Here is a 23,846-nt window from a genome sequence, read left to right as displayed (position 1 = left end):
GCACCGTCACACATCTGCCTGAGGAGTACCCGTATGTCCTCCGAATTCTTCGTCCCGGACCCGGAGGGTCACGTCCCGAGCGCCGAAGGCTACTTCGGCGCCTTCGGCGGCAAGTTCATCCCCGAGGCCCTCGTCGCCGCGGTGGACGAGGTCGCCGTCGAATACGAGAAGGCCAAGGCGGACCCCGCCTTCGCGGCCGAGCTCAACGACCTCATGGTCAACTACACCGGCCGCCCCAGCGCCCTCACCGAGGTGTCGCGCTTCGCCGAACACGCCGGTGGCGCCCGGGTGTTCCTCAAGCGCGAGGACCTCAACCACACCGGCTCGCACAAGATCAACAACGTGCTGGGCCAGGCGCTGCTCACCAAGCGCATGGGCAAGACCCGCGTCATCGCCGAGACCGGCGCCGGCCAGCACGGCGTCGCCACGGCCACCGCCTGCGCGCTCTTCGGCCTCGAATGCACCATCTATATGGGCGAGGTCGACACCCAGCGCCAGGCGCTGAACGTCGCCCGCATGCGCATGCTCGGCGCCGAGGTCATCGCCGTGAAGTCCGGCAGCCGCACCCTCAAGGACGCCATCAACGAGGCGTTCCGCGACTGGGTCGCCAACGTCGACCGCACGCACTACCTCTTCGGCACGGTCGCCGGCCCCCACCCCTTCCCCGCGCTGGTCCGCGACTTCCACCGGGTGATCGGCGTCGAGGCCCGGCGGCAGATCCTGGAGCGGGCCGGGCGGCTGCCCGACGCCGCGGTGGCCTGCGTCGGCGGCGGCTCCAACGCCATCGGCCTCTTCCACGCCTTCCTGCCCGACGCCGGCGTCCGCCTCATCGGCTGCGAGCCCGGCGGCCACGGCGTCGCCAGCGGCGAGCACGCGGCCACCCTGACCGCGGGCACCCCCGGCATCCTGCACGGCTCGCGCAGCTACGTCCTCCAGGACGAGGACGGCCAGATCACCGAGCCGTACTCCATCTCCGCCGGGCTCGACTACCCCGGCATCGGCCCGGAGCACTCCTATCTGAAGGACACCGGCCGCGCCGAGTACCGCGCCGTCACCGACGACGAGGCCATGCAGGCGCTGCGGCTGCTCTCGCGCACCGAGGGCATCATCCCGGCGATCGAGAGCGCGCACGCGCTCGCGGGCGCGCTGGAGATCGGCAAGGAGCTGGGCCCCGACGGCCTGCTCCTGGTCAACCTCTCCGGGCGGGGCGACAAGGACATGGACACGGCGGCCCGCTACTTCGGGCTGTACGACGGTGCGACGGGCGAGGGGGCCAACTGATGGCGGGCAACATCGAATTGCTGAGCTCGGTGCTGACGGCGGCCAGGGCGGAGAACCGCGCGGCGCTCGTCGGCTATCTCCCGGCCGGCTTCCCGGCCGTCGACGACGGTGTGCGGGCCGTGACCGCGATGCTCGAAGGCGGCTGCGACATCGTCGAGGTCGGCCTGCCGCACAGCGACCCGGTCCTGGACGGCCCGGTCATCCAGACCGCCGACGACATCGCCCTGCGCGGCGGCGTCAAGATCGTCGACGTGATCCGTACGGTCCGCGAGGCGCACGCCGCGACGGGCGCGCCGGTGCTGTGCATGACCTACTGGAACCCGGTGGACGCCTACGGCGTCGAGCGCTTCGCCGCCGATCTCGCCGCCGCCGGGGGAGCGGGCTGCATCCTGCCCGACCTCCCGGTCGAGGAGTCCGAGGTCTGGCGCAAGGCCGCCGACCAGCACGGCCTGGCCACGGTCTTCGTGGTCGCGCCGAGCAGCCGCGACGAGCGGCTCGCCAAGATCACGGCGGCGGGCAGCGGCTTTGTCTACGCGGCGTCGCTGATGGGCGTCACCGGCACCCGCGAGTCCGTCGGGCAGGAGGCGCAGGAACTGGTGCGGCGCACCCGGGCGGTCACCGAGCTGCCCGTCTGCGTGGGCCTCGGCGTCTCCGACGCCCGGCAGGCGGAGGAGGTCGCGCAGTTCGCCGACGGCGTCATCGTCGGCTCCGCCTTCGTCAAGCGGCTGCTGGAGGCACCCGACCTCGAAGCGGGCCTCGCCGCCGTGCGCACCCTGGCGGGTGAACTGGCCGCGGGCGTCCGTAAGCGCGGCTAACTCTTTTGGTGGAACCGGACGACCGGGGGCGCGCAGGCCGTGCCTCCGGTTCGTTTACGGGGACGTGAGCCAGAAGAACTCTGATGGGAAGCGCAGCGCCCGTGAGCGGCTGCAGGAACAGCGCCAGAGGGAGGAGTCCCGCGCCAAACGGAAGCGGGGCGTCATCGCGGGCGTGATCGTGGTCGCCGTCCTCGGCGCGGGCGCCGGGATCGGTGCCCTGGTGGCCCATTCCGGCAAGAGCAAGAAGCAGGAGACCGCCGGCCCGCTGGTCGCCCCCCAGGGCGCCATGGGCAAGGACAATGTGATGATCCCGGTCGGCAGGTCCACGGCGAAGGCCACCCTGACCGTCTACGAGGACTTCCGCTGCCCCGGCTGCGGCCAGTTCGAGAACGCCTTCCGCGACACCGTCCACGACCTGGAGGACAAGGGCCGGCTCAAGGCCGAGTACCACCTGGTCACCCTGATCGACAACAACCTCGGCGGCAAGGGCTCCCTCAACGCCGCCAACGCGGCCGCGTGCGCGCAGGACGCCGGGAAGTTCGCCGCGTACCACGACGTGCTCTACAAGAACCAGCCGGAGGAGACCGACGACGCCTACGGCAAGAAGGCCCGCCTGGTCGAGCTCGCCGGTCAGGTCGAGGGGCTGAAGAGCCCCGCCTTCGAGAAGTGCGTCGACGACGGCACCCACAACAGCTGGGTCAAGAAGTCCCACGAGACCTTCAGCAAGTCCTCCTACCACGCGACGCCGACGATCCTGCTCGACGGCAAGAGCATCTACGGCGACCAGACCCATCCGCTGACCCCGGACAAGCTGCGGCAGATGGTCGGAGCGGCCCAGGGCTAGGGGCGTTACGCAGCTGTTGCGCCGGGCGGGTTGCCGTCCGTGCGGCCCCGCAAGGTAGCGTCAGTGCTGCCATGGACATCGCTTACATTCCCAGCCCGTCGACCGGAGTGATCCATCTCGGACCAATCCCGTTGCGCGGCTATGCCTTCTGCATCATCATCGGCGTCTTCGTCGCCGTCTGGCTCGGCAACCGGCGCTGGATCGCACGGGGCGGACGGGCCGGGACGGTCGCCGACATCGCCGTGTGGGCGGTGCCGTTCGGGCTCGTCGGCGGCCGGCTCTATCACGTGATCACCGACTACGAGCTGTATTTCGGTGCGGGGCGCGACTGGGTCAACGCCTTCAAGATCTGGGAGGGCGGGCTCGGCATCTGGGGCGCGGTCGCACTCGGTGCGGTCGGCGCGTGGATCGGCTGCCGCCGCCGCGGCATCCCTCTCCCCGCCTGGGCGGACGCCCTCGCGCCCGGTCTCGCCGTGGCCCAGGCGATCGGCCGCTGGGGCAACTGGTTCAACCAGGAGCTCTACGGCAAGCCGACCGACCTCCCCTGGGCCCTCAAGATCGACGCGGACCCGGCGATCGGCCGGCTCGCGGGGACGTACCACCCGACGTTCCTCTACGAGTCGCTGTGGTGCCTGCTCATCGCGGGCCTGGTGATCTGGGCCGACCGGCGCTTCACGCTGGGGCACGGCCGGGCGTTCGCGCTCTATGTCGCGGCATACACGGTGGGACGCTTCTGGTTCGAATACCTCCGCGTCGACGACGCCCACCACCTGTGGGGCCTGCGGCTCAACGACTGGACCTCGATGGTCGTCTTCGTCGCCGCGGTGGCCTACATGATCATCTCCGCGAAGCGGTGCCCTGGCAGGGAGCAGGTCGTGGAACCGGCCGCCGTCGAGGAGTCCTCGCCGACGGAGAAGCCGGCCGCCAAGTCCTGAGCTTCGCGGGTGGGTTTGTCCTCGAATACCGGGCCGGGCTGGATTTCGCGGACCGTGACCAGCGAATCCAGCCCGTCCCGGTATTCGAGGAGCACGCGGCGAAGCCGTGTTGCCGGGGTCCGGGGGCTCGCCCCCGGTCTCGGGAAGGGGCGGGGTGGGGAAAGGCCCGCCGCGGGCGCAACGGACCCGCACCCTGACCCCGCCCCCACGAAGGCCCCCCTCAGCCGCGAACCCGCACCCCGCCCCACGCAGCGGAATTCTCCGAGGGAAACCACAAACCCGCAGGTCACAGAGGTAAGTTCGGCCTTCCTTGCTAGCGCCGCCACCCCATTCGTGCGTACCTTCGACGCAAGGGGCGAGCGAACGAGCGACCCGCCCCGTGGGGAAAGGGAGCACCGGAGCAATGTCTGTCCTCGATGCGGTTGAGGCACCACACGTGGCCCACCGCGACAACCACACGCATCGCGATGTGAACGGCGGCTGGCTGCGCCCCGCCGTCTTCGGTGCCATGGACGGACTCGTCTCCAACGTCGCCCTGATGACGGGCGTCGCGGGCGGCTCCGCCTCCTCGCAGACCATCGTCATCACCGGCCTGGCCGGACTCGCGGCGGGCGCGTTCTCGATGGCCGCCGGTGAGTACACCTCGGTCGCCTCGCAGCGCGAACTCGTCCTCGCCGAGCTGGACGTGGAGCGCCGCGAGCTGCGCAAGCACCCCGCCGACGAGCAGGCGGAGCTCGCCGCGCTGTATGTCTCGCGCGGTGTCGAGCCGGAGCTCGCGCGCGAGGTCGCCCGGCAGCTGTCGAGCGATCCCGAGCAGGCGCTGGAGATCCACGCGCGCGAGGAGCTCGGCATCGACCCCTCGGACCTGCCCTCGCCCACGGTCGCCGCCGTCTCGTCCTTCGGCTCCTTCGCCCTGGGCGCGCTGCTGCCCGTCCTGCCCTATCTCCTGGGCGCCACCGAGCTGTGGCCCGCCGTGCTGCTGGCCCTCGCCGGCCTCTTCGGCTGCGGTGCCGTCGTGGCCCGGGTCACCGCGCGCAGCTGGTGGTACAGCGGGCTGCGCCAGCTGGTGCTCGGCGGCGCCGCCGCGGGTGTGACTTACCTCCTCGGTATTGCGTTCGGCACCGCATTGGGGTGATGCTTATGCGGGCTGCCGCATAACGTGCGCGTTACCTCGCGGTTTCAAGCCTTTGACGTTCGGGCACACTCCCCGGAGCGCAGCGGGCAACGCCGCCTACGCCGCGCCGCGCCCGGCACCGCCGGGCCGGGTGATCCCACGGTTCCCGGGGGCTGCCACTCGTCAGCAGCGTCCGCATGCTGGACCAGGTCTTCCGCTTTTTGAGAAGCGCCCCATCATGTAACCTGCACCAAATTTCTTCGCAGAGGGCCAGCGTCGTCCCTCGGCACATGCACACGCCATGACTGCCATGACGACGACGGGAGAGCCGATGCGTTCCTTCATTGCCGCATCCCACCCCGCCCAGCAGGGGATGTACGACCCGCGCAATGAGCACGACGCCTGTGGCGTGGGCTTCGTCGCGACCCTGACCGGCGAGGCGAGCCACGCGCTCGTGCAGCAGGCGCTCACCGTCCTGCGGAACCTCGAGCACCGGGGCGCCACCGGCTCCGAGCCCGACTCGGGCGACGGAGCGGGCATCCTGCTCCAGATCCCCGACGCCTTCCTCCGCGAGAGCGTCACCTTCGGCCTCCCCGCCGCCGGGGCGTATGCGGTCGGCATCGCCTTCCTCCCCGCAGGGTCCCCGGACGCGGACGCGGCCGTCTCGCGGGTCGAGACGATCGCCGCCGAGGAGGGCCTCACCGTCCTCGGCTGGCGCGAGGTCCCCGTCACCCCCGAGCTGCTCGGCAACGGCGCCCGCGCCACGATGCCCGGCTTCCGCCAGCTGTTCGTCACCGACGGCACCAGCACCGGCCTCGCCCTGGACCGCAAGGCGTTCGTCCTGCGCAAGCGCGCCGAGCGCGAGGCCGAGGTCTACTTCCCCTCGCTGTCCGCGCGGACCATCGTCTACAAGGGCATGCTCACCACCGGCCAGCTGGAGCCGTTCTTCCCCGACCTCTCCGACCGGCGCTTCGCCACCGCCATCGCACTGGTCCACTCCCGCTTCTCCACCAACACCTTCCCCAGCTGGCCGCTCGCCCACCCGTACCGCTTCGTCGCCCACAACGGCGAGATCAACACGGTCCAGGGCAACCGCAATTGGATGCGCGCCCGCGAATCCCAGCTGGCCAGCGACCTGTTCGGGGAGGCGAGCCCGGAGCGGGTCTTCCCCGTCTGCACCCCCGACGCCTCCGACTCCGCCTCCTTCGACGAGGTCCTGGAGCTGCTCCACCTCGGCGGGCGCTCGCTGCCGCACAGCGTGCTGATGATGATCCCCGAGGCATGGGAGAACCACGCCTCCATGGACCCCGCCCGGCGCGCCTTCTACCAGTACCACTCCACCCTGATGGAGCCCTGGGACGGCCCCGCCTGCGTCACCTTCACCGACGGCACCCTCGTCGGCGCCGTCCTCGACCGCAACGGCCTGCGCCCCGGCCGGTACTGGGTCACCGATGACGGCCTCGTCGTCCTCTCCTCCGAGGTCGGCGTCCTCGACATCGAGCCCGCCAAGGTCGTCCGCAAGGGCCGCCTCCAGCCCGGCCGGATGTTCCTCGTCGACACCGCGGAGCACCGCATCATCGAGGACGACGAGATCAAGGCACAGCTCGCCGCCGAACAGCCCTACACCGACTGGCTCGAAGCCGGCCTGATCGACCTCGCCGACCTCCCCGAGCGCGAGCACATCGTGCACACCCACGCCTCGGTCACCCGCCGCCAGCAGACCTTCGGCTACACCGAGGAGGAGCTGCGCGTCATCCTCGCGCCGATGGCCAAGTCCGGCGCGGAGCCCATCGGTTCCATGGGCACCGACTCCCCGATCGCGGCGCTCTCCGAGCGGCCCCGGCTGCTCTTCGACTACTTCACCCAGCTCTTCGCGCAGGTCACCAACCCCCCGCTGGACGCCATCCGCGAGGAGCTCGTCACCTCGCTGATCTCCTCCCTCGGCCCGCAGGGCAACCTCCTGGAGCCCACCGCGGCCTCCTGCCGCAGCGTCACCCTGCCGTTCCCCGTCATCGACAACGACGAGCTCGCCAAGCTCATACACATCAACGCCGACGGCGACCTGCCCGGCCTCAAGGCCGCCACCCTCTCCGGCCTCTACCGCGTCGGCGGCGGGGGAGAGGCGCTCGCCGCCCGGCTCGCGGAGATCCGCGCCGAGGTCGACGCCGCCATCGCCGGCGGCGCCCGGCTGATCGTCCTCTCCGACCGCCACTCGGACGCCGAGCACGCCCCGGTCCCCTCCCTGCTGCTCACCTCCGCCGTCCACCACCACCTCATCCGCACCCGGCAGCGCACCCAGGTCGGCCTGATCGTCGAGGCCGGTGACGTCCGCGAGGTCCACCACGTCGCCCTGCTCATCGGCTACGGCGCCGCGGCCGTCAACCCCTACCTGGCCATGGAGTCCGTCGAGGACCTCGTCCGCGCCGGCACCTTCCTGCCCGGCATGGACGCCCAGGACGCGATCCGCAACCTCATCAAGGCCCTCGGCAAGGGCGTCCTCAAGGTGATGTCCAAGATGGGCATCTCCACCGTCGCCTCCTACCGGGGCGCCCAGGTCTTCGAAGCCGTCGGCCTGGACGAGGAGTTCGTCGAGACCTACTTCCAGGGCACCGCCACCAAGATCGGCGGCGCCGGTCTCGACGTCATCGCCCGGGAGGTCGCGGCCCGGCACGCCAAGGCGTACCCCGCCACCGGCATCGCCGCCACCCACCGCCGCCTGGACATCGGCGGCGAATACCAGTGGCGTCGCGAGGGCGAGCCCCACCTCTTCGACCCCGACACCGTCTTCCGGCTCCAGCACTCCACCCGCGCCCGCCGCTACGACATCTTCAAGCAGTACACCCAGCGGGTGAACGAGCAGTCCGAGCGGCTGATGACGCTGCGCGGCCTGTTCGCCCTCAAGAACGACCGCGCCCCCGTGCCGCTCGACGAGGTCGAGCCCGTCAGCGAGATCGTCAAGCGCTTCTCCACCGGCGCCATGTCCTACGGCTCCATCTCCCGCGAGGCCCACGAGACCCTCGCCATCGCCATGAACCGGCTCGGCGCCAAGTCCAACACCGGCGAGGGCGGCGAGGACCCCGAGCGGCTCCACGACCCGGCCCGCCGCTCCAGCATCAAGCAGGTCGCCTCCGGCCGCTTCGGCGTGACCAGCGAATACCTGGTCAACTCCGACGACATCCAGATCAAGATGGCCCAGGGCGCCAAGCCCGGCGAGGGCGGCCAGCTGCCCGGCCACAAGGTCTACCCCTGGGTCGCGAAGACCCGGCACTCCACCCCCGGCGTCGGCCTGATCTCCCCGCCGCCGCACCACGACATCTACTCCATCGAGGACCTCGCCCAGCTCATCCACGACCTGAAGAACGCCAACCCCGCCGCCCGCATCCATGTGAAGCTGGTCTCCGAGGTCGGCGTGGGCACGGTGGCGGCCGGCGTCTCCAAGGCCCACGCCGACGTCGTCCTCATCTCCGGCCACGACGGCGGCACCGGCGCCTCCCCGCTGACCAGCCTCAAGCACGCGGGCGGCCCCTGGGAGCTCGGCCTCGCCGAGACCCAGCAGACCCTGCTGCTCAACGGCCTGCGCGACCGCATCGTCGTGCAGACCGACGGCCAGCTCAAGACCGGCCGCGACGTGATCATCGCCGCGCTCCTCGGCGCCGAGGAATTCGGCTTCGCCACCGCGCCCCTGGTCGTCTCCGGCTGCGTCATGATGCGCGTCTGCCACCTCGACACCTGCCCCGTCGGCATCGCCACGCAGAACCCGGTGCTGCGCGAGCGCTTCTCCGGCAAGGCCGAATTCGTCGTCAACTTCTTCGAGTTCATCGCCGAGGAGGTCCGCGAGCTCCTCGCCGAGCTGGGCTTCCGCACCCTGGAGGAGGCCGTCGGGCACGCCGAGCTCCTCGACACCGCCCCGGCCGTCGACCACTGGAAGGCCCAGGGCCTCGACCTGGCCCCCCTCCTGCACGTCCCCGAACTGCCCTCCGGCGCCGTCCGGCACCGCGTCACCGAGCAGGACCACGGCCTGGCCAAGGCGCTCGACAACGAACTCGTCGAGCTCGCCGCCGACGCCCTCACCGCCGACCGCGCCGAGGACGCCCGGCCCGTCCGCGCCCAGGTCGCCATCCGTAACATCAACCGCACCGTCGGCACCATGCTCGGCCACCGCGTCACCAAGAAGTTCGGCGGCGCCGGGCTGCCCGACGACACGATCGACATCACCTTCACCGGCTCCGCCGGCCAGTCCTTCGGCGCCTTCCTGCCGCGCGGCATCACCCTGCGCCTGGAGGGCGATGCCAACGACTACGTCGGCAAGGGCCTCTCCGGCGGCCGGATCGTCGTCCGCCCCGACCGTGGCGCCGACCACCTCGCCGAATACTCCGTCATCGCCGGCAACACCCTCGCCTACGGCGCCACCGGCGGCGAGATGTTCCTGCGCGGACGCGTCGGCGAGCGGTTCTGCGTCCGCAACTCCGGTGCCACCGTCGTCTCCGAGGGCGTCGGCGACCACGGCTGCGAATACATGACCGGCGGCCGGGCCGTCGTCCTCGGCGAGACCGGGCGCAACTTCGCGGCCGGCATGTCCGGCGGCGTCGCGTACGTCCTCGGCCTGGACCCCGACAACGTCAACAAGGAGCTGGTCACCGCCCTCGACACCCTCGACGAGGACGACCGGCGATGGCTGCACGACGTGGTGCGGCGCCACCAGGAGGAGACCGCCTCCACCGTCGCGGCCGGCCTCCTCGCCGACTGGGACGCGGCGGTGACCCGCTTCACCAAGGTCGTCCCGGCCACCTACAAGGCAGTGCTCGCCGCCAAGGACGCCGCCGAGCGAGCGGGTCTCTCCGAGACCGAGACCCACGAGAAGATGATGGAGGCGGCGACTCATGGCTGACCCCAAGGGCTTCCTGACCACCGGCCGCGAGGTCGCGCGGACCCGTCCCGTCGACGAGCGCGTCAAGGACTGGAACGAGGTCTACGTCCCCGGCTCCCTGCTGCCCGTCATCAGCAAGCAGGCCGGCCGCTGCATGGACTGCGGCATCCCCTTCTGCCACAACGGCTGCCCGCTCGGCAATCTCATCCCCGAGTGGAACGACTACGCCTACCGCGAGGACTGGCAGGCCGCCAGCGAGCGGCTGCACGCGACCAACAACTTCCCCGAGTTCACCGGCCGGCTGTGCCCGGCACCCTGCGAATCCGCGTGTGTGCTCGGCATCAACCAGCCCGCCGTCACCATCAAGAACGTCGAAGTCACCATCATCGACAAGGCGTGGGACCACGGCGATGTCACCCCCCAGCCCCCGGAGCGCCTCTCCGGCAAGACCGTCGCCGTCATCGGCTCCGGCCCCGCCGGCCTGGCCGCCGCCCAGCAGCTGACCCGGGCCGGCCACACCGTCGCCGTCTACGAACGCGCCGACCGCATCGGCGGACTCCTGCGCTACGGCATCCCCGAGTTCAAGATGGAGAAGCGGCACATCAACCGCCGCATCGAGCAGATGCGGGCCGAGGGCACCAAGTTCCGCACGGAGGTGGAGATCGGCCGCGACATCGACGCGGCCAAGCTGCGCGGGCGCTACGACGCCGTCGTCGTCGCCGCGGGCGCCACCACCTCCCGCGACCTGCCCGTCCCCGGCCGCGAACTGCACGGCATCCACTTCGCGATGGAATACCTGCCCGTCTCCAACAAGGTGCGGGAAGGCGACTTCGTCACCCCGCCGATCACCGCCGAGGGCAAGCACGTCGTCGTCATCGGCGGCGGCGACACCGGCGCCGACTGCGTCGGCACCGCCCACCGGCAGGGCGCCGCCTCCGTCACTCAGCTGGAGATCATGCCCAGGCCGGGTACGGACCGCGCACCCCACCAGCCCTGGCCGACCTTCCCCATGCTCTACAAGGTCACCTCGGCCCACGAGGAGGGCGGCGAGCGGGTCTACTCCGTCTCCACCACCCGCTTCGAGGGCGACGAGGACGGCAACGTCCAGTGGCTGCACCTGACCGAGGTCGAGTTCACCGACGGCAAGCTCAGCCCGAAGCCCGGCACCGAGCGCCGTATCCCCGCCCAACTGGTCACCCTCGCCATGGGCTTCACCGGCACCGACGTCAAGAACGGACTCGTCGAGCAGTTCGGCCTGGAACTCGACGAGCGCGGCAACATCGCCCGCGACGCCGACTACGCCACCAACGTCCCCGGCGTCTTCGTCGCCGGCGACGCCGGGCGCGGCCAGTCCCTCATCGTCTGGGCCATCGCCGAAGGCCGCTCCGCGGCCCGCGGCGTCGACCGCTACCTCACCGGCGCCAGTACCCTCCCGGCCCCGGTCCGGCCCACCGACCGGGCCCTGACCGTCTGACCCCACGAGCCCGCGGCACCCGCCCCACCCCGACCGGTAGCGGGTGCCGCGCCATTCCCCGGACCCGCCCGGATCAGGAGCCGTCCAGCGGCTGCGCCGAAAGACCGCTGAACTCCACGCGCGCGTCCTCCGTGTACACCCCGACGCTGCCCTTGAGATACGGGCGCTCCCGGTCCTCGTAGGAGACCAGGCCCTTCCCGCCGACGCTCACCTCCATCCGCGCCCCCTGCTGCGCGATGTGGACGTCCGACCACGCGCCGACCGGGAACTCCCCCGCGCCGGTCGCCAGGAAGCGCTGGCCCCCGCCGTAGGCCGGGTCCCGCTTGCCCAGCTCCCAGCCGTTCGGCTTCAGGGTGATGTAGTAGAAGTGCTCGGGGTCGGTGTACGCCCAGACCAGCCAGGGCACTTCCCACGGATTCGGCTTCGGGGTGCGCAGCTGGGCCATCGTCCGCATCCGGGCCTTGAAGTCCACCGACTCGTAGACCGCGGTGGAGACGACCAGCCCGGCGTGCGTCTCGTCCGGCCTCCGGGCCGGCGCCGGGGAGAGCTCCAGGCCGTCGTGGCGGCCGATGTTCTCCCCGTGGCCGTCGAACACCGAACGCCACGGGCCGTGGACCGAACCCTGCGCCCACGGCCGTTCGGGCTTGCCGTCACCGGCCCCCCAGATGGCGCTCACCGCCAGGGCGGCACCCGCCACCACGACGGCGGCGAGCAGAGCGAGGCCGAGCAGCCGGTGAACTCTCGTCATGCCGTCGAGTATGACCCCGGACCCTCGGGACGGGAGGCGACCAGTGGGACGACGCCCCGATCGGGTCCGGCATCCGCGCCGAAGTCCTCCGCGAGCTGCGCGACGATCCGGTCGGTGGCGTGCCCGTCCCCGAAGGGATTGCCCGCCGTCGCCATCCGCTCGTACGCGGCCGGGTCGTCCAGGAGCCGCATGGCCGCCTCCAGGATGGCCTCCGGCTCGGTGCCCACCAGCCGGGCCGCGCCCGCCTCCACCGCCTCGGGCCGCTCGGTGGTCGTCCGCAGCACCAGCGCCGGCTTGCCGAGGGTGGGCGCCTCCTCCTGGATGCCGCCGGAGTCGGTCAGCACGAGGTCGCAGGCGGCGAGCGTCGCGGAGAAGTCCACATAGCCGAGCGGCTCGACGACCCGGATGGCCGGGTGGCCCGACAGCTCGGGCAGCAGCGCCTCCCGCACGGCGGGGCTCTTGTGCAGCGGCACCACCATCTCCACGTCGCCGCGGTCGGCCAGCCGGCACATGGCCTTGCCCATCGCCCGCATGGTGGCGCCCTGGTTCTCCCGGCGGTGCAGCGTGAGCAGGACGCGCCGCCGGCCGCTCTCGAAGAGGCAGCGCCCGGCGCCCTGTTCCAGGACCCACAGGAGATTGTCGATGACGGTGTTGCCGGTGGTGAACACCTCGGCGTCGGGGACGCCTTCGGCCGTCAGGTGGGCGGCGGCCCGGGGGGTGGGGGCGAAGTGCCACCGGGCCATGCGGCCTATCAGGCGCCGGTTCAGCTCCTCGGGGAAGGGGTTGTCGAGGACCCCGGTGCGCAGGCCCGCCTCGACGTGGGCGATGGGCAGGTGTTCGTAGAACGCGGCCAGCGCGCCGGTCAGCGCGGTGGTGGTGTCGCCCTGGACGACGACGAGGTCGGGCCGTTCCGCGCGGACGACCTCGCCCAGCCCGTCCACCAGCCGTGCCGTGAGGGTGGACAGCTGCTGCCGCTCGCGCATCACGTCGAGCTCGGTGTGCACGGGCACCTGGAGCAGGTCCAGCATCTGGTGGAGCATCTCGCGGTGCTGGCCGGTGGTGACGACGAGCGGGTCGAAGAGCGGCGAGGCCGCCATGGCGCGGGCCACGGGCGCCAGCTTGATGGCCTCCGGCCGGGTGCCGAGGACGAGCATGGCGCGTACGGGTGCGGTGATGATGTCAGTGGACATGGTTCTCCCTTGACAGGGCGTGCCGATGGGCGGAGGAGGGCGCCGCGCGTCAGGTGCGCGCGGTCTTCAGCCAGGTCTGTTTGCCGGTGAGCATCCGCCACAGGCCCCACCATCCGGCGGCGAACCAGATGTAGCCGTAGAGGACGAAGAGGTGGGAGAGCAGGATCGCGCGCAGCAGGCCGAGCCCTTTCTCCCGCCGGGAGTAGACGAAGGCGTAGAGGAACGCCGCGGTGAAGGACAGGACGTACGGGCCGAGCACCCACCAGGGGGAGATCAGCGAGTGGCCGGCCTCGACGGAGCCGACGACCGTGCCGCCGAGGGCGACCAGGAAGGACACCGGCAGCAGCGAGGTGAGCAGGATGAGCACGGGGCTGGACAGGTGGTAGAGCAGGTCGACGGCGGGCCGGGCGGGGACCTCGCGCAGGATCAGCGGCACCAGGCCGGCCGACTGGAGATGGCCCTGGAACCAGCGCGAGCGCTGGCGCACCAGGCGGCGCACGTCGAGGACGGCCTGCTGGGAGACCGCGGCGTGGGTGCAGTGCTGATTGATCCAGCCGCGGGCGATCAGCCGTACGCCCAGGTCGAGGTCCTCGGTGAGCGAGTCGCTCCAGGGGCCGGCGCCGTCGGGCCCGATGAGCGAGTCCAGGGCGGCGAGCCGCATGAACTGCCCGTTGCCGCCCATCCCGACGCTGCCGATGTAGCGCCGGGCGCTCTGGAAGATGTCGCCGTAGATGACGAACTCCATGTCCTGGAGCCGGGCCAGCAGGCCCTTGTCACGGTTGTACATCCGCACGCCGATCTGGGTGCCGCCGGTGCGCGGGTCGTCGAAATACGGGTCGACGGCCTGCACCACGTGCTGGTCGAGCCGGCCGTCGGCGTCCACGACGCAGACGATCACCTCGCTCGGGTCGTAGCCGTCGAGCAGCCCGGAGGTGCGCAGGTGGCGGATCCCGGCGTTGAGGGCCGCGCCCTTGCCGCGCCGGGCGTTCGGCAGCTGCCGCTGGAGGAGGTGGACCTTGCCGGGCGCGGCGCGCTCGGCGGCGGCGCGGGCGATGGCGGCGGTGCCGTCGTCGGACGCGTCGTCGATGACCAGGGCCATGAAGTTGCCCGCGGGCAGGGCGGTGATCCGGGCCAGGGACTCCCCGAGGACCCGCTCCTCATTGAGGCAGGCGAGCAGGAAGACGTAGCGGCGCGGCCGGCGCGGGCCGCGGCCCCGGCGCATCCGCCGCCTGGAGAGGACGAAGAGAGTGGTGTTGTAGCAGCCGGCCATCACGATGATGGCGATGGCGGCCCAGAGGAGTATGTCGCTGATCAAGGCCGTCCACCGGCGTTCCGCAGCAGGAACCAGAACTTGACCGACAGCATGGCCAGCGCGGCCGTGCAGTAGAGCAGGAAGCCGGCCCCCGCGGCTTCCTGCAATCCCTGGGCGAATGGCAGACCCGGCAGCACTTTCGGTGCCGCGGTCAGCCCGGCCATGGGCAGGACTGTGCCCAGTACAGGTTTTCCGTACATGAGTTCCCCCCGAATTCGCCTCGCTTATGAGGCGTGCGCACGGAAGGTATCAGATGCAACCGGCGCGACTGTCAAACTTGGTGGGAGTTGTTTGATCGGAATCTCAAATTCGATGGAACGGTCGTTTGGTAGGGCTGGTCAGAGCGTTGTGTGACGGGTGGGACGAATAGTCCGGACTAATTCCTGTGAACGTAATTGCCCCCCGGAGATCGAACCTGTCTATTGACACCGCCTCTTATCGGCCAGAAGGATTGGCCAACTGTCGGGCCTGGTGGTTTGCATGGGGCGACGGCAAAGAAAGCAACACCCAGGGGGAAACGCAATGCAAAAATCGAGAAGGAGGTCCGGAATTACCCGGACCTCCTCCGTCATGATGGTGGTCGCCGCCCTGCTGGGCGGCCTCGGACTTTCTTCCACGGCCGAGGCGACGAAGAGTCCGATACCCGGGGCGCCCGGCAGGGACGGCACTCACCCGATCTCGCTCTCCGCGCAGAGCGCCAAGGACCTGGCCGCCTGGACCAGGTCCCGGCTGGCACTGGAGAAGCAGCGCAAGGCCCGCACGCTCGTCGTGCGCCCGGCCGTTCCGGCGCCCGCCGCGAAGTCCGCGCCCTCCGCCCCGGTGAAGACCGCTTCCACGCAGGCCACCGGGGCGACGGCCGGGCGGACGCGGCCCGCGGTCACGTCGGCCGCGGCGCCCGCCGTCACCACCGCGGCCTTCAAGCAGGCCGCAGCGACCACCGCCACCTCCGCGCTCGTCCTCTACGACAACACCGGCCCGTACGGACAGCTGGGCGAGCTCTACGCCATGGCCCTGTCCAATCTCGCCGGCCACTTCGGGACCGTGACCGCCAAGCCGGTCGCCTCCTACACCGCGGGCATGACCGAGCAGTACACCGCCACCTTCTACATCGGCTCGACCTACTACGGGGGCACCGTCCCCGACGCCGTGCCCGCCGCCTTCTACCGGGACGCGCTGACCACCGGGCACCCCGTCACGTGGATCGGCGACAACATCTGGAACATGGCGAACTCGGTGGGCGTCCCGCAGTTCGAGCAGCACTACGGCTGGGACCCGACCAACTCCTACTTCGCGCCCAACGGCACCGTCGGGGACATCAACCAGGTCGCCTACAAGGGCCAGACGCTCACCCGCTCCATCCCGGCCGGCCAGGACGGCGGCGTCCTCCACCCCGCCCTCCTCAGCGGCCCCGGCTATCCGCAGGTCAACCAGCTCGCTGAGGCCACGGACGCCAACTCCGGCACCACCAGCCCCTGGGCGATCCGCTCCGGCAACCTCACCTACGTGGGTGAGATCCCCTTCACCTATGTCTCCGAGAGCGACCGCGTCATCGTCATGGAGGACCTCCTCTTCGACTCGCTCGCCCCGGCGACCGCCGCGCGGCACCGGGCGTTCGTGCGCCTGGAGGACATCAGCGCCAAGTCGGACCCGACGCAGCTGCGGGCGATGGCGGACTACCTCTCCTCGCAGGGCATCACCTACGGGATCAACGTCATCCCGACCTACACCGACCCCCACGGCGTCTACAACAGCGGGAAACCGGAGACGGTCACCCTCGCCCAGGCCCCGGCCGTCGTCTCGGCGCTCACCTATATGCTCCAGCACGGCGCCGTGCTGATGGACCACGGTGACACGCACCAGTACAGCAACGTCAACAACCCCTACACCGGTGTCACCGGCGACGACTTCGAGTTCTTCAAGGCGCACGTCGACACGTCCAACAACGTCGTCTACGACGGACCGCCGCCCGAGGACTCCACCGCCTGGGCGCAGAGCCGCGTCACCGCGGCCCTCGCCGGCTTCGCCGCGGCCGGGTTGCCCAGGCCGACGCTGTGGACCACTCCGCACTACGCCGCCTCGGCCACGGACTACCGGGTGCTCGGGCAGAACTACTCGGCCCGGCTGGAGCGTTCGCTGTACTTCGCGGGAACGCTGAATGGCGGAACGGTGGATTCCAGCCGCTACATCGGCCAGTTCTTCCCGTACTGGGTGAAGGACGTCTACGGTACGACCGTGCTCCCCGAGAACATCGGCAACTACGAGCCCCTGCCGTACAACAACCACCCGGCCAGGCTCCCCGCCGACCTCATCGCCTCCGCCAAGGCCAACCTCGCGGTGCGCGACGGCGTGGCGAGCTTCTTCTACCACCCCTACTACGCGCTGGACCCGCTGAAGCAGACGGTCGACGGCATCCGCGCCCTCGGCTACACCTTCGTCGGTCCCACGGAACTCGGCCAGTGAACGCGATGAAGAGGGCGGCCGCCGCGCTGGCGGTCACGGCCGCCCTCTTCCTCGCGGGCTGTTCCTCCACGGGCTCCCCGGACGGCGGGGGGCCCAGCGGTGCGACCGGCTCCCCGCCCGACGACAGGAAGGTGAGCGGAATGCGGGGCATCACGCTCCCCTCGTGGAACGCCGACGACTACGACCGCCCCGAGGCGGGGCAGTTCCTCCGGCAGATCGCCGACACCGGGGCCCGCTGGGTGACCTTCACCCCCACCTGGTACCAGGACGGCGTCACCGGCCCTGGCATGCACACCACCGAGGAGACCGCGAGCGACGGCAGCCTCCGCCACATCATCGGCCTCGCCCACGCGAGCGGCCTCAAGGTCATGATCAAGCCGCACGTCGACCTCCCGAACGACACCGACCGCGCCGAGATCCATCCGGAGGACCCGGACGCCTGGTTCGCCGCGTACGGGAACTTCATCACCCACTACGCGAAGATCGCGGCGGACACCAGGTCCGAACAGCTCGCGGTCGGCACGGAGTTGGCCGGCACCTCGCGGGACGGCGCGCGCTGGAGCCGCGTCGTCGCGGCGGTGCGCAAGGTCTACGGGGGGCCGCTGACCTACGCCGCCAACTACGACGAGTACAAGGAGGTGGCCTTCTGGGGCGACCTCGACGTCATCGGCGTCGACGCGTACTGGCCGCTGGCGCGGAAGGCCACCACGGACGCGGCCGGGCTGCGGAAGGCGTGGCAGCCGATCGGTGACGAGCTGGCGGCCTTCTCCGCCCGGTGGCACCGGCAGATCCTCTTCACCGAGGCGGGCTACGTCAGCCAGCGCGGCACGACCACCCAGCCGTACTCGTGGACCGTCTCCAGGACCTCCGGCGACGACGAACAGGCCGCGGCGTACGAGGCGTTGCTCGCGGCGTTCGAGGGCAAGCCGTGGTGGGCGGGCGTGTGCTGGTGGATGTGGGACGACTGGCCGGGCAGCGGGGAGACGGCGAAACGCCTCGCGTACACCCCGCACGGCAAACCGGCGGAGCGGGTGCTGCGGCAGTGGTGGGGGCGGCGCTGAGCGCTGTGAGCGGCGGATCGCCGAACACATGCGTCCGGGACACGGCAGGCAGGCGTTCCGGGTGCCCGGGAATCCGCCGCTCGCCGCCGGGCCTCACGTATCGCAGTCCAGCACCGAGCCGCACAGCCCGCACCGGGCCCGCAGCCGGCCCTGCACCGGCACCCGCAGCCGCTGGTGGCACGTGGGGCAGGGGAAGCTGACCCGCAGCGGGTCGTGGCCCTCGAACGCGTAGCCCCCGGCGGGGGAGCTGTGCGCGGAGCGCCGGTCGCGCGCGTAGCGATGGCGGCCGAGCCGGCCCGCCGCGGCCAGCGGGGGGCGCTGTCCGTCGCGCCGGGCCCGCGCCAGGCCCTTCGCGTACGCGTCGTACGCCTGCGGGCTGGTGAACCACGGCGCGGGGTCCTCCCCGAAGGCCAGCGCCCGCTTGGCCAGGACATAGCCGAACTCCTCGGGCGTGAGATAGCCGAGCTTCTGCGTGGAGACGGACGACTCGCGGTACGCGTCGAGCAGCAGCCAGCCCGAACCGAGGTACGCCGCCGCGGTGTCCGTGAGGATCTCGTTGTCCCGGGTGCCGGGGAAGCCGAGGTCGAGCCGGTGCAGATAGACGTGCATGACCTCGTGCGCGAGGGCCGCGCCGATGTCCTTGCGGTGCGTCTTGAAGCGGGAGTTGAGCTCGATGAAGTACTCGGGCCCGGCGGTGAGTTCGACGCTCCCGGCGTGCTTCATCTCGCGGAAGCTCACGATCATCCGCGCGTCGGGCAGCCGGAGGTGGCGGACCATCGCCCCGGCGACCCGCTGGACGCCCAGATAGGGGTTCTCGTCGTCGGAGAAGGCGACGTCCGCGGGGAGCACGCTCGCCGCGAAGGAGTGCACGGTGTCGTAGGAGAGCCGCTTGTACAGCGCGGTGATCGCGGAGTGCACGGTGTCCAGGTGCGGAAATCCGTGCGCGATCTCCAGCCCCGAGCCCACGCGACCACCCCCTAGGTCCGTCATGCGCTTTCCACTCTACGTGGGGGTCTGCCGGGCGCGGGTGCGTACGCCGTGCGGGCCGGGTCCGGGGCGGAGCGCGGAGTCGGGCGCCGTACGCCTGGCCGAAACGGAAGGCTTGTCGCCTGTTCGCCCGCTCCTCATAATCGCACCGCACCGCAAGGACTCATGTTCGCATATCGGATTGACATGAGCCTGTCATTCGTCGGTGCAACCTCCCACGAAGGGAAGTCCGTTGCGCACCTTCCTCAAGGCACTGAAGAGAACCGCGGCCGTCGTCGCGGTCACCGCCGCCGCCTTCACCCTCCAGCCCTTCGCCGCCGCCCACGCCCAGGACCCCACCCCCCGCCCCGGCCCCCACGTCGTCGGCGGCACCCCCGCCCAGCAAGGCGAATTCCCCTGGATGGTCCGCCTGTCCATGGGCTGCGGCGGCGCCCTCTACACCCGGCAGATCGTGCTCACCGCCGCCCACTGCGTCGACGGCAGCGGCCCCAACACCTCGATCACCGCGACCGCCGGGGCCGTCGACCTCCAGTCCTCCCAGGCCGTCACCGTCAACTCCACCCAGGTGCTGCAGGCCCCCGGCTACAACGGCACCGGCAAGGACTGGGCGCTCATCAAGCTCGCCCGGCCCGTCGACCAGCCGACCCTGAAGATCGCCGACACCACCGCCTACAACAACGGCACCTTCACCATCGTCGGCTGGGGCGCGGCCACCGAAGGCGGCCCCCAGGAGCGCTACCTCCTCAAGGCCACCGTCCCCTTCGTCGACGACGCCACCTGCCAGAAGGCGTACGGCGGCGCCCTCACCCCCGGCGACGAGATCTGCGCCGGCTACGTCCAGCAGGGCGGCGTGGACACCTGCCAGGGCGACTCCGGCGGCCCGATGTTCCGCGAGGACGACACCGGCGCCTGGATACAGGTCGGCATCGTCAGCTGGGGCCAGGGCTGCGCACGCCCCGGCTACCCCGGCGTCTACAGCGAGGTGAGCACGTTCGCCGCGAACATCAAGAGCGCGGCGGCGAGCCTGGGCGGCTGACGCCGCCTGACTCCTGGGCCGGGGCGTCCCGGAACCGGTGCCCGGGTCCGCGGGCGCCGGGCGGGCTCGGCCCGGGAATCCGGAAGGGGCCCCGGCGGCCCCGCCGTGGGCCGCGCCCGCGGCGGGCGGGCTCGGGCACCGGCCCGGCCCCGGACGCCGGCGCCGGGTCCCGGATTCCGTCCTCAGGCGCCGGACGGGCTCCGTCCCGGACCTGCGACGGGGCTCGGCGGTCGCGCCGCAGGTCCTGGCCGCCGCGGGCGGGCTCACGCGCCGACCGGCCCGGCCCCCGGACCGGCCCGCGTGCTCCAGGACCCGCGACGGGAGTCCGGCGGTCCCGCCGTGGCCGCCGACGGGTCCCGGTCCGCCTGCCCCGCCCCCGGCGGATCCGCCGAATGGATCTCTCCGCTGCGCCGTCCGGTGGGTTGCGCGTCCCCGGACGGCGCAGTCCGGCACGCTGCCCGGTACGGCTCTCCGCGGCCCGTTCACGCGACCCCGGTATGACGTGAACGGGCCACCGTCATCCTTTCGGCCGATACAGGAATGGTCGGACAGTCGACGTGTGGAGCCCATAAAGGTCCGTAACGTGAGAGCAGTGGCCCCCACCGGCCGCGCGCCGACCCGTCCGTACGAAAGGGACCTCCGTGTCCGCCAAGCACCGCATCGCCGCCGCCACCGTCCTTGCCGCCGCCGTCGCCGCGGTGGTCTGGCCGACGGCCGGCGCCTTCGCAGCGGGTGCCGCGGACAAGGACGGACACTCCGGCCACCCCACCACCATCCGCCAGATCCAGCTCCCGGACGGCAGCCACGCCCGCCTCACCTCCGGCGAGGGCGGCACCAAGGCCACGGTCACCACCCACGGCAAGCAGCAGCGCACCATCGACACCACCCGCCCGGCCGCCGACATCGACCGGCTGCACCTGCGGATCATCGGCGGCGACACCGCCCGCCCCACCCTGCGCGCCGCCGTGGACGGCACCGAGGAGCCCAGCTACTACGACTTCACCTCCGGCTCCCTGGTGAAGGACCAGGTGACGGACCAGACGAAGGACCACCAGCGCGGCACCAAGGCCGCGCCGGGCCACGCCACCCGGCCCGGCCACGACGGCCGCGCCCAGCACGGCAACCCGCACACCCGCACCGCCACGCCGACGGCCGCCGCCGAGCACCACGGCAAGGTCCGCGCCGCGTCCAGCAACCCCGTCAGGCGCGTCGTCGAGGCCGGTGAGGCCATCAAGGGCCGGCACGACATCGGCACCCCCGCCATCGCCGGAGCGGCCCTGCTCGCCGCCGGCGGCGGCGCGTACGGCGTGCGGATCGCCCTGCGCCGCTCGGGCCGCACGGGGACGGACGCGTGAGCACAGCGGTTGCGGCACCCCGCCGCCCCCGCTGACATGGAAAGACTCGAACAGCACGGCACCACCGGCACGGCACGCACACGGCCGTGACGCAGTCGGCGAGGAACAGGGCGAGGAACACAGCATGGCGATCACCGTGGTCATCGCGGACGACCAGGAGATGGTCCGCACCGGCTTCCGGATGATCCTGGAAAGCCAGCCGGACATCGACGTCGTCGCCGACGTCGTGGACGGCGAGGCCGCCCTGGCGGCCGTCGAGGAACACCGGCCCGACGTCCTCCTCCTCGACATCCGCATGCCCAAGCTCGACGGCCTGGAGGTCACCCGCCGCCTCTCGGCGCTCTCCGCCGCCCACCCCGAGCGCGGCCACCGCCCCCGCATCGTCATCGTCACCACCTTCGACCTCGACGAATACGTGCACACCGCCCTCCGCAATGGCGCCTCCGGCTTCCTCCTGAAGGACGCGAGCCCCGCCATGCTCGTCGAAGCCGTGCACGCCGCCGCCATCGGCGACTCCCTCATCTCACCCGCCATCACCGTCCGCCTGCTGCGCGACATGGCCCCCGCGGGCCCGGCCGCCGCGGCCCGCACCCCCTCCGAGCCGCTCACCGACCGCGAGGCCGACGTCGTCCGCTGCCTGGCCCGCGGCGCGACCAACGCCGAGATCGCCTCCGAACTCTTCGTCTCCCTGTCCACGGTCAAGACCCACCTGGCGAACGTGCAGCTCAAGCTCGACGCCCGCAACCGCGTCGAGATCGCCGCCTGGGCCTGGGAGAGCGGGCTGGCCACGGGCGGATCGTGAACAGACTGGCCGGGTGGGCCACCCGGCACCCCCGCCGGGCCGCCGTGGCCAAGGCCGCCCTCGGGGCCGTCCTGCTGTGCCTGGTCGGCTTCGAGGGCTTCGCCCTCGCCCGCCAGCCCAGCCAGCCGCACGCCATGGTCCTCGCCTCCGGCGTAGCCGTCTGCCTGTGCGCCGTCCCCTACACCTGGATCCGGCTGCCCGTACGCGCCGCCGTCGCGGTCACGGTCTCCCTCACCACCACCGCCGTCCTCATGGGCACCGACCACCCCTCCGCCGTCTGGGGCATGGGGGAGGACATCGCCCTGCTCGTCCTGCTGACCGCCGTCGTCCAGCAGGCCCCCGCCCGCGTCGCCGCCACCCTCGGCCCGCTGCTCGCCGCCGCCTGCGTCGCCGCCCCCATGCGCGACCTCCACCCCGGCCGCTTCACCGCCGTCTTCGGCACCCTCACCGTGGTCGTCGCCGCCTACTCCCTGCTGCTGCGCAACCAGTCGGGCCAGCGCGTACGCGACATGGCGGCCGTCCGCACCGCCGAGCGCCTCGAACTCGCCCGCGAACTGCACGACCTCGTCGCCCACCACGTCACCGGCATCGTCGTCCAGGCCCAGGCCGCCCGCTTCACCCACCTCGACGGGCCCGCCGCCGCGGCCGCGTTCGAGCGGATCGAGACGTCGGCCGGTGAGTCGCTCCACGCCATGCGGCGCCTCGTCGGCATCCTGCGCGAAGGCGACGCCCAGACCGAGCCTGTCGCCGGCCTGCCCGAGGTGCGCGCCCTCACCGAAGCCTTCGCCCGCACCGGCCCGCCCGTCGTCCTCTACATCGAGAAGGGCCTGGAGGACTGGATCCCCGGCGACGTCGCCGCCGGCGTCCACCGCGTCGTCCGCGAGGCCCTCACCAACATCCGCAAACACGCCGCCGACGCCACCGCCGTACGGATCGGGGTACGCGGCGTCCCCGCGGGCATCGAACTGCGCATCGCCGACGACGGTACCAACGCCGCCGCCCTCGACGAACAGGCCAGGGGAGGCGGGTTCGGCCTCGTCGGCCTCAGCGAACGGGCCAAAGCCATGGGCGGCCTCCTGCGCGCGGGACCCGCGCCCGAAGGCGGCTGGGAGGTCACCGCGCTCTTCCCCGCACCCCGCCCCCCGGGCTGAGTCAGAACGTCACGACGGGCTGCCCGTAACACAGACAGAACGGATGCCCCGCGGGATCCCTGAACACCCGGAACCCGCGCGTCCGGCCACCGCTGTCGTACAGGAACACCGCACCCAGCGCCTCCACCGCACGCTGCGCCACCTCCACGTCCTCGACCGTGTCCACCACGAAGTCCAGGTGGAACTGCTGCGGATGCTCCGGATCCGGCCACCGTGGCGGCCGGTGGTCCGCCACCCGCTGGAAGGAGAACCGCCGCCCGTCCGGCGCGTAGAGCTCCGCCCACTCCGGATCCTCCGCGTCCAGCCGCCCACCGAGGATCCCCGCGTAGAACGTGGCCAGGGCCGCCGGATCCGGACAGTCGATCACCGTGCTCAGAAGTTTCGCGATCATCATTGGATGATGCCCGGCCACCG

19 protein-coding genes are annotated in these 23,846 nt (G+C 71.6%); 13 read left to right on the top strand and 6 right to left on the bottom strand.

All coding sequences use genetic code 11. The annotated features are described in order from the left end of the window. Window positions 1-33 precede the first annotated feature (33 nt). The 7 genes from trpB to ACH427_RS00910 all read left to right on the top strand — a co-directional run bounded on the left by trpB (window position 34) and on the right by ACH427_RS00910 (window position 11,330). Entirely contained in the window at window positions 34-1,281 is a 1,248-nt protein-coding gene (trpB, locus tag ACH427_RS00940; RefSeq protein ID WP_398867200.1) for a tryptophan synthase subunit beta, read from the top strand. Beyond that, window positions 1,281-2,096 (top strand): tryptophan synthase subunit alpha, encoded by an 816-nt coding sequence (trpA, locus tag ACH427_RS00935; RefSeq protein ID WP_398867199.1) that lies wholly within the window; start codon window positions 1,281-1,283, stop codon window positions 2,094-2,096. Before trpB ends, trpA begins: the two co-directional genes overlap by 1 nt. A gap of 64 nt (window positions 2,097-2,160) precedes the next feature. Next, window positions 2,161-2,940, top strand: a complete 780-nt coding sequence (locus ACH427_RS00930; RefSeq protein WP_398867198.1) for a DsbA family protein — start codon at window positions 2,161-2,163, stop codon at window positions 2,938-2,940. Between the two features lie 71 nt (window positions 2,941-3,011). After that, on the top strand, window positions 3,012-3,875 hold the full coding sequence (gene lgt / locus ACH427_RS00925) for a prolipoprotein diacylglyceryl transferase (protein ID WP_398867197.1): 864 nt from the start codon (window positions 3,012-3,014) through the stop codon (window positions 3,873-3,875). A gap of 403 nt (window positions 3,876-4,278) precedes the next feature. Next, window positions 4,279-5,010: a VIT1/CCC1 transporter family protein gene (locus tag ACH427_RS00920; RefSeq protein ID WP_398867196.1), complete on the top strand. Its 732-nt coding sequence runs from the start codon at window positions 4,279-4,281 to the stop codon at window positions 5,008-5,010. 352 nt (window positions 5,011-5,362) lie between these two features. Next, on the top strand, window positions 5,363-9,877 hold the full coding sequence (gene gltB / locus ACH427_RS00915; protein WP_398867487.1) for a glutamate synthase large subunit: 4,515 nt from the start codon (window positions 5,363-5,365) through the stop codon (window positions 9,875-9,877). After that, window positions 9,870-11,330, top strand: coding sequence for a glutamate synthase subunit beta (locus ACH427_RS00910; RefSeq protein ID WP_398867195.1), 1,461 nt, complete (start codon window positions 9,870-9,872; stop codon window positions 11,328-11,330). Before gltB ends, ACH427_RS00910 begins: the two co-directional genes overlap by 8 nt. 73 nt (window positions 11,331-11,403) lie before the next feature. Here the strand turns inward: ACH427_RS00910 and ACH427_RS00905 are convergent, their stop codons facing one another. Genes ACH427_RS00905 through ACH427_RS00890 form a run of 4 tightly spaced genes read right to left on the bottom strand, consistent with a single transcriptional unit; the run spans window position 11,404 to window position 14,744 of the window. Further along, window positions 11,404-12,078, bottom strand: coding sequence for a calcium-binding protein (locus ACH427_RS00905; protein ID WP_398867194.1), 675 nt, complete (start codon window positions 12,076-12,078; stop codon window positions 11,404-11,406). Continuing rightward, window positions 12,075-13,268: a non-hydrolyzing UDP-N-acetylglucosamine 2-epimerase gene (gene wecB, locus ACH427_RS00900; RefSeq protein WP_398867193.1), complete on the bottom strand. Its 1,194-nt coding sequence runs from the start codon at window positions 13,266-13,268 to the stop codon at window positions 12,075-12,077. Before wecB ends, ACH427_RS00905 begins: the two co-directional genes overlap by 4 nt. 49 nt (window positions 13,269-13,317) lie before the next feature. Beyond that, entirely contained in the window at window positions 13,318-14,583 is a 1,266-nt protein-coding gene (locus ACH427_RS00895) for a glycosyltransferase (RefSeq protein ID WP_398867192.1), read from the bottom strand. Then, window positions 14,580-14,744 (bottom strand): hypothetical protein, encoded by a 165-nt coding sequence (locus ACH427_RS00890; RefSeq protein WP_398867191.1) that lies wholly within the window; start codon window positions 14,742-14,744, stop codon window positions 14,580-14,582. Before ACH427_RS00890 ends, ACH427_RS00895 begins: the two co-directional genes overlap by 4 nt. Before the next feature lie 406 nt (window positions 14,745-15,150). Between ACH427_RS00890 and ACH427_RS00885 the strand changes: the two genes are divergently transcribed. Further along, window positions 15,151-17,040 carry a DUF2334 domain-containing protein gene (locus tag ACH427_RS00885; RefSeq protein WP_398867190.1) on the top strand — a complete coding sequence of 630 codons (1,890 nt, stop codon included), beginning with the start codon at window positions 15,151-15,153 and terminating at the stop codon, window positions 17,038-17,040. 5 nt (window positions 17,041-17,045) lie between these two features. Next, window positions 17,046-18,101, top strand: coding sequence for a glycoside hydrolase family 113 (locus ACH427_RS00880; protein WP_398867486.1), 1,056 nt, complete (start codon window positions 17,046-17,048; stop codon window positions 18,099-18,101). Window positions 18,102-18,194: 93 nt separating this feature from the next. Here ACH427_RS00880 and ACH427_RS00875 read toward each other — a convergent pair whose 3' ends face one another. After that, window positions 18,195-19,091 (bottom strand): hypothetical protein, encoded by an 897-nt coding sequence (locus ACH427_RS00875; protein WP_398867189.1) that lies wholly within the window; start codon window positions 19,089-19,091, stop codon window positions 18,195-18,197. 229 nt (window positions 19,092-19,320) lie between these two features. On the opposite strand from ACH427_RS00875, the gene ACH427_RS00870 reads away from it, so the two are divergent. From ACH427_RS00870 to ACH427_RS00855, 4 genes are all read left to right on the top strand, one after another. Beyond that, window positions 19,321-20,124, top strand: a complete 804-nt coding sequence (locus ACH427_RS00870; RefSeq protein ID WP_398867485.1) for a S1 family peptidase — start codon at window positions 19,321-19,323, stop codon at window positions 20,122-20,124. A 641-nt stretch (window positions 20,125-20,765) separates the two neighbouring features. Further along, a complete protein-coding gene (locus tag ACH427_RS00865; RefSeq protein WP_398867188.1) occupies window positions 20,766-21,479 on the top strand; it encodes a hypothetical protein in 714 nt (237 codons plus the stop codon). 124 nt (window positions 21,480-21,603) lie between these two features. Then, complete coding sequence (locus tag ACH427_RS00860) at window positions 21,604-22,281, top strand: response regulator (protein ID WP_398867187.1); 678 nt, start codon at window positions 21,604-21,606, stop codon at window positions 22,279-22,281. A gap of 5 nt (window positions 22,282-22,286) precedes the next feature. Next, window positions 22,287-23,432, top strand: coding sequence for a sensor histidine kinase (locus tag ACH427_RS00855; protein WP_398867484.1), 1,146 nt, complete (start codon window positions 22,287-22,289; stop codon window positions 23,430-23,432). 1 nt (window position 23,433) lies between these two features. Here ACH427_RS00855 and ACH427_RS00850 read toward each other — a convergent pair whose 3' ends face one another. Further along, complete coding sequence (locus ACH427_RS00850) at window positions 23,434-23,823, bottom strand: VOC family protein (protein WP_398867186.1); 390 nt, start codon at window positions 23,821-23,823, stop codon at window positions 23,434-23,436. Between the last annotated feature and the right edge of the window lie 23 nt (window positions 23,824-23,846).

Source organism: Streptomyces sp. NPDC020379, assembly GCF_044387105.1.
Taxonomy (GTDB): Bacteria; Actinomycetota; Actinomycetes; order Streptomycetales; family Streptomycetaceae; genus Streptomyces.
Note: the sequence above shows the minus strand (reverse complement) of the source record. Positions and strands in the feature narration are given on the sequence as shown.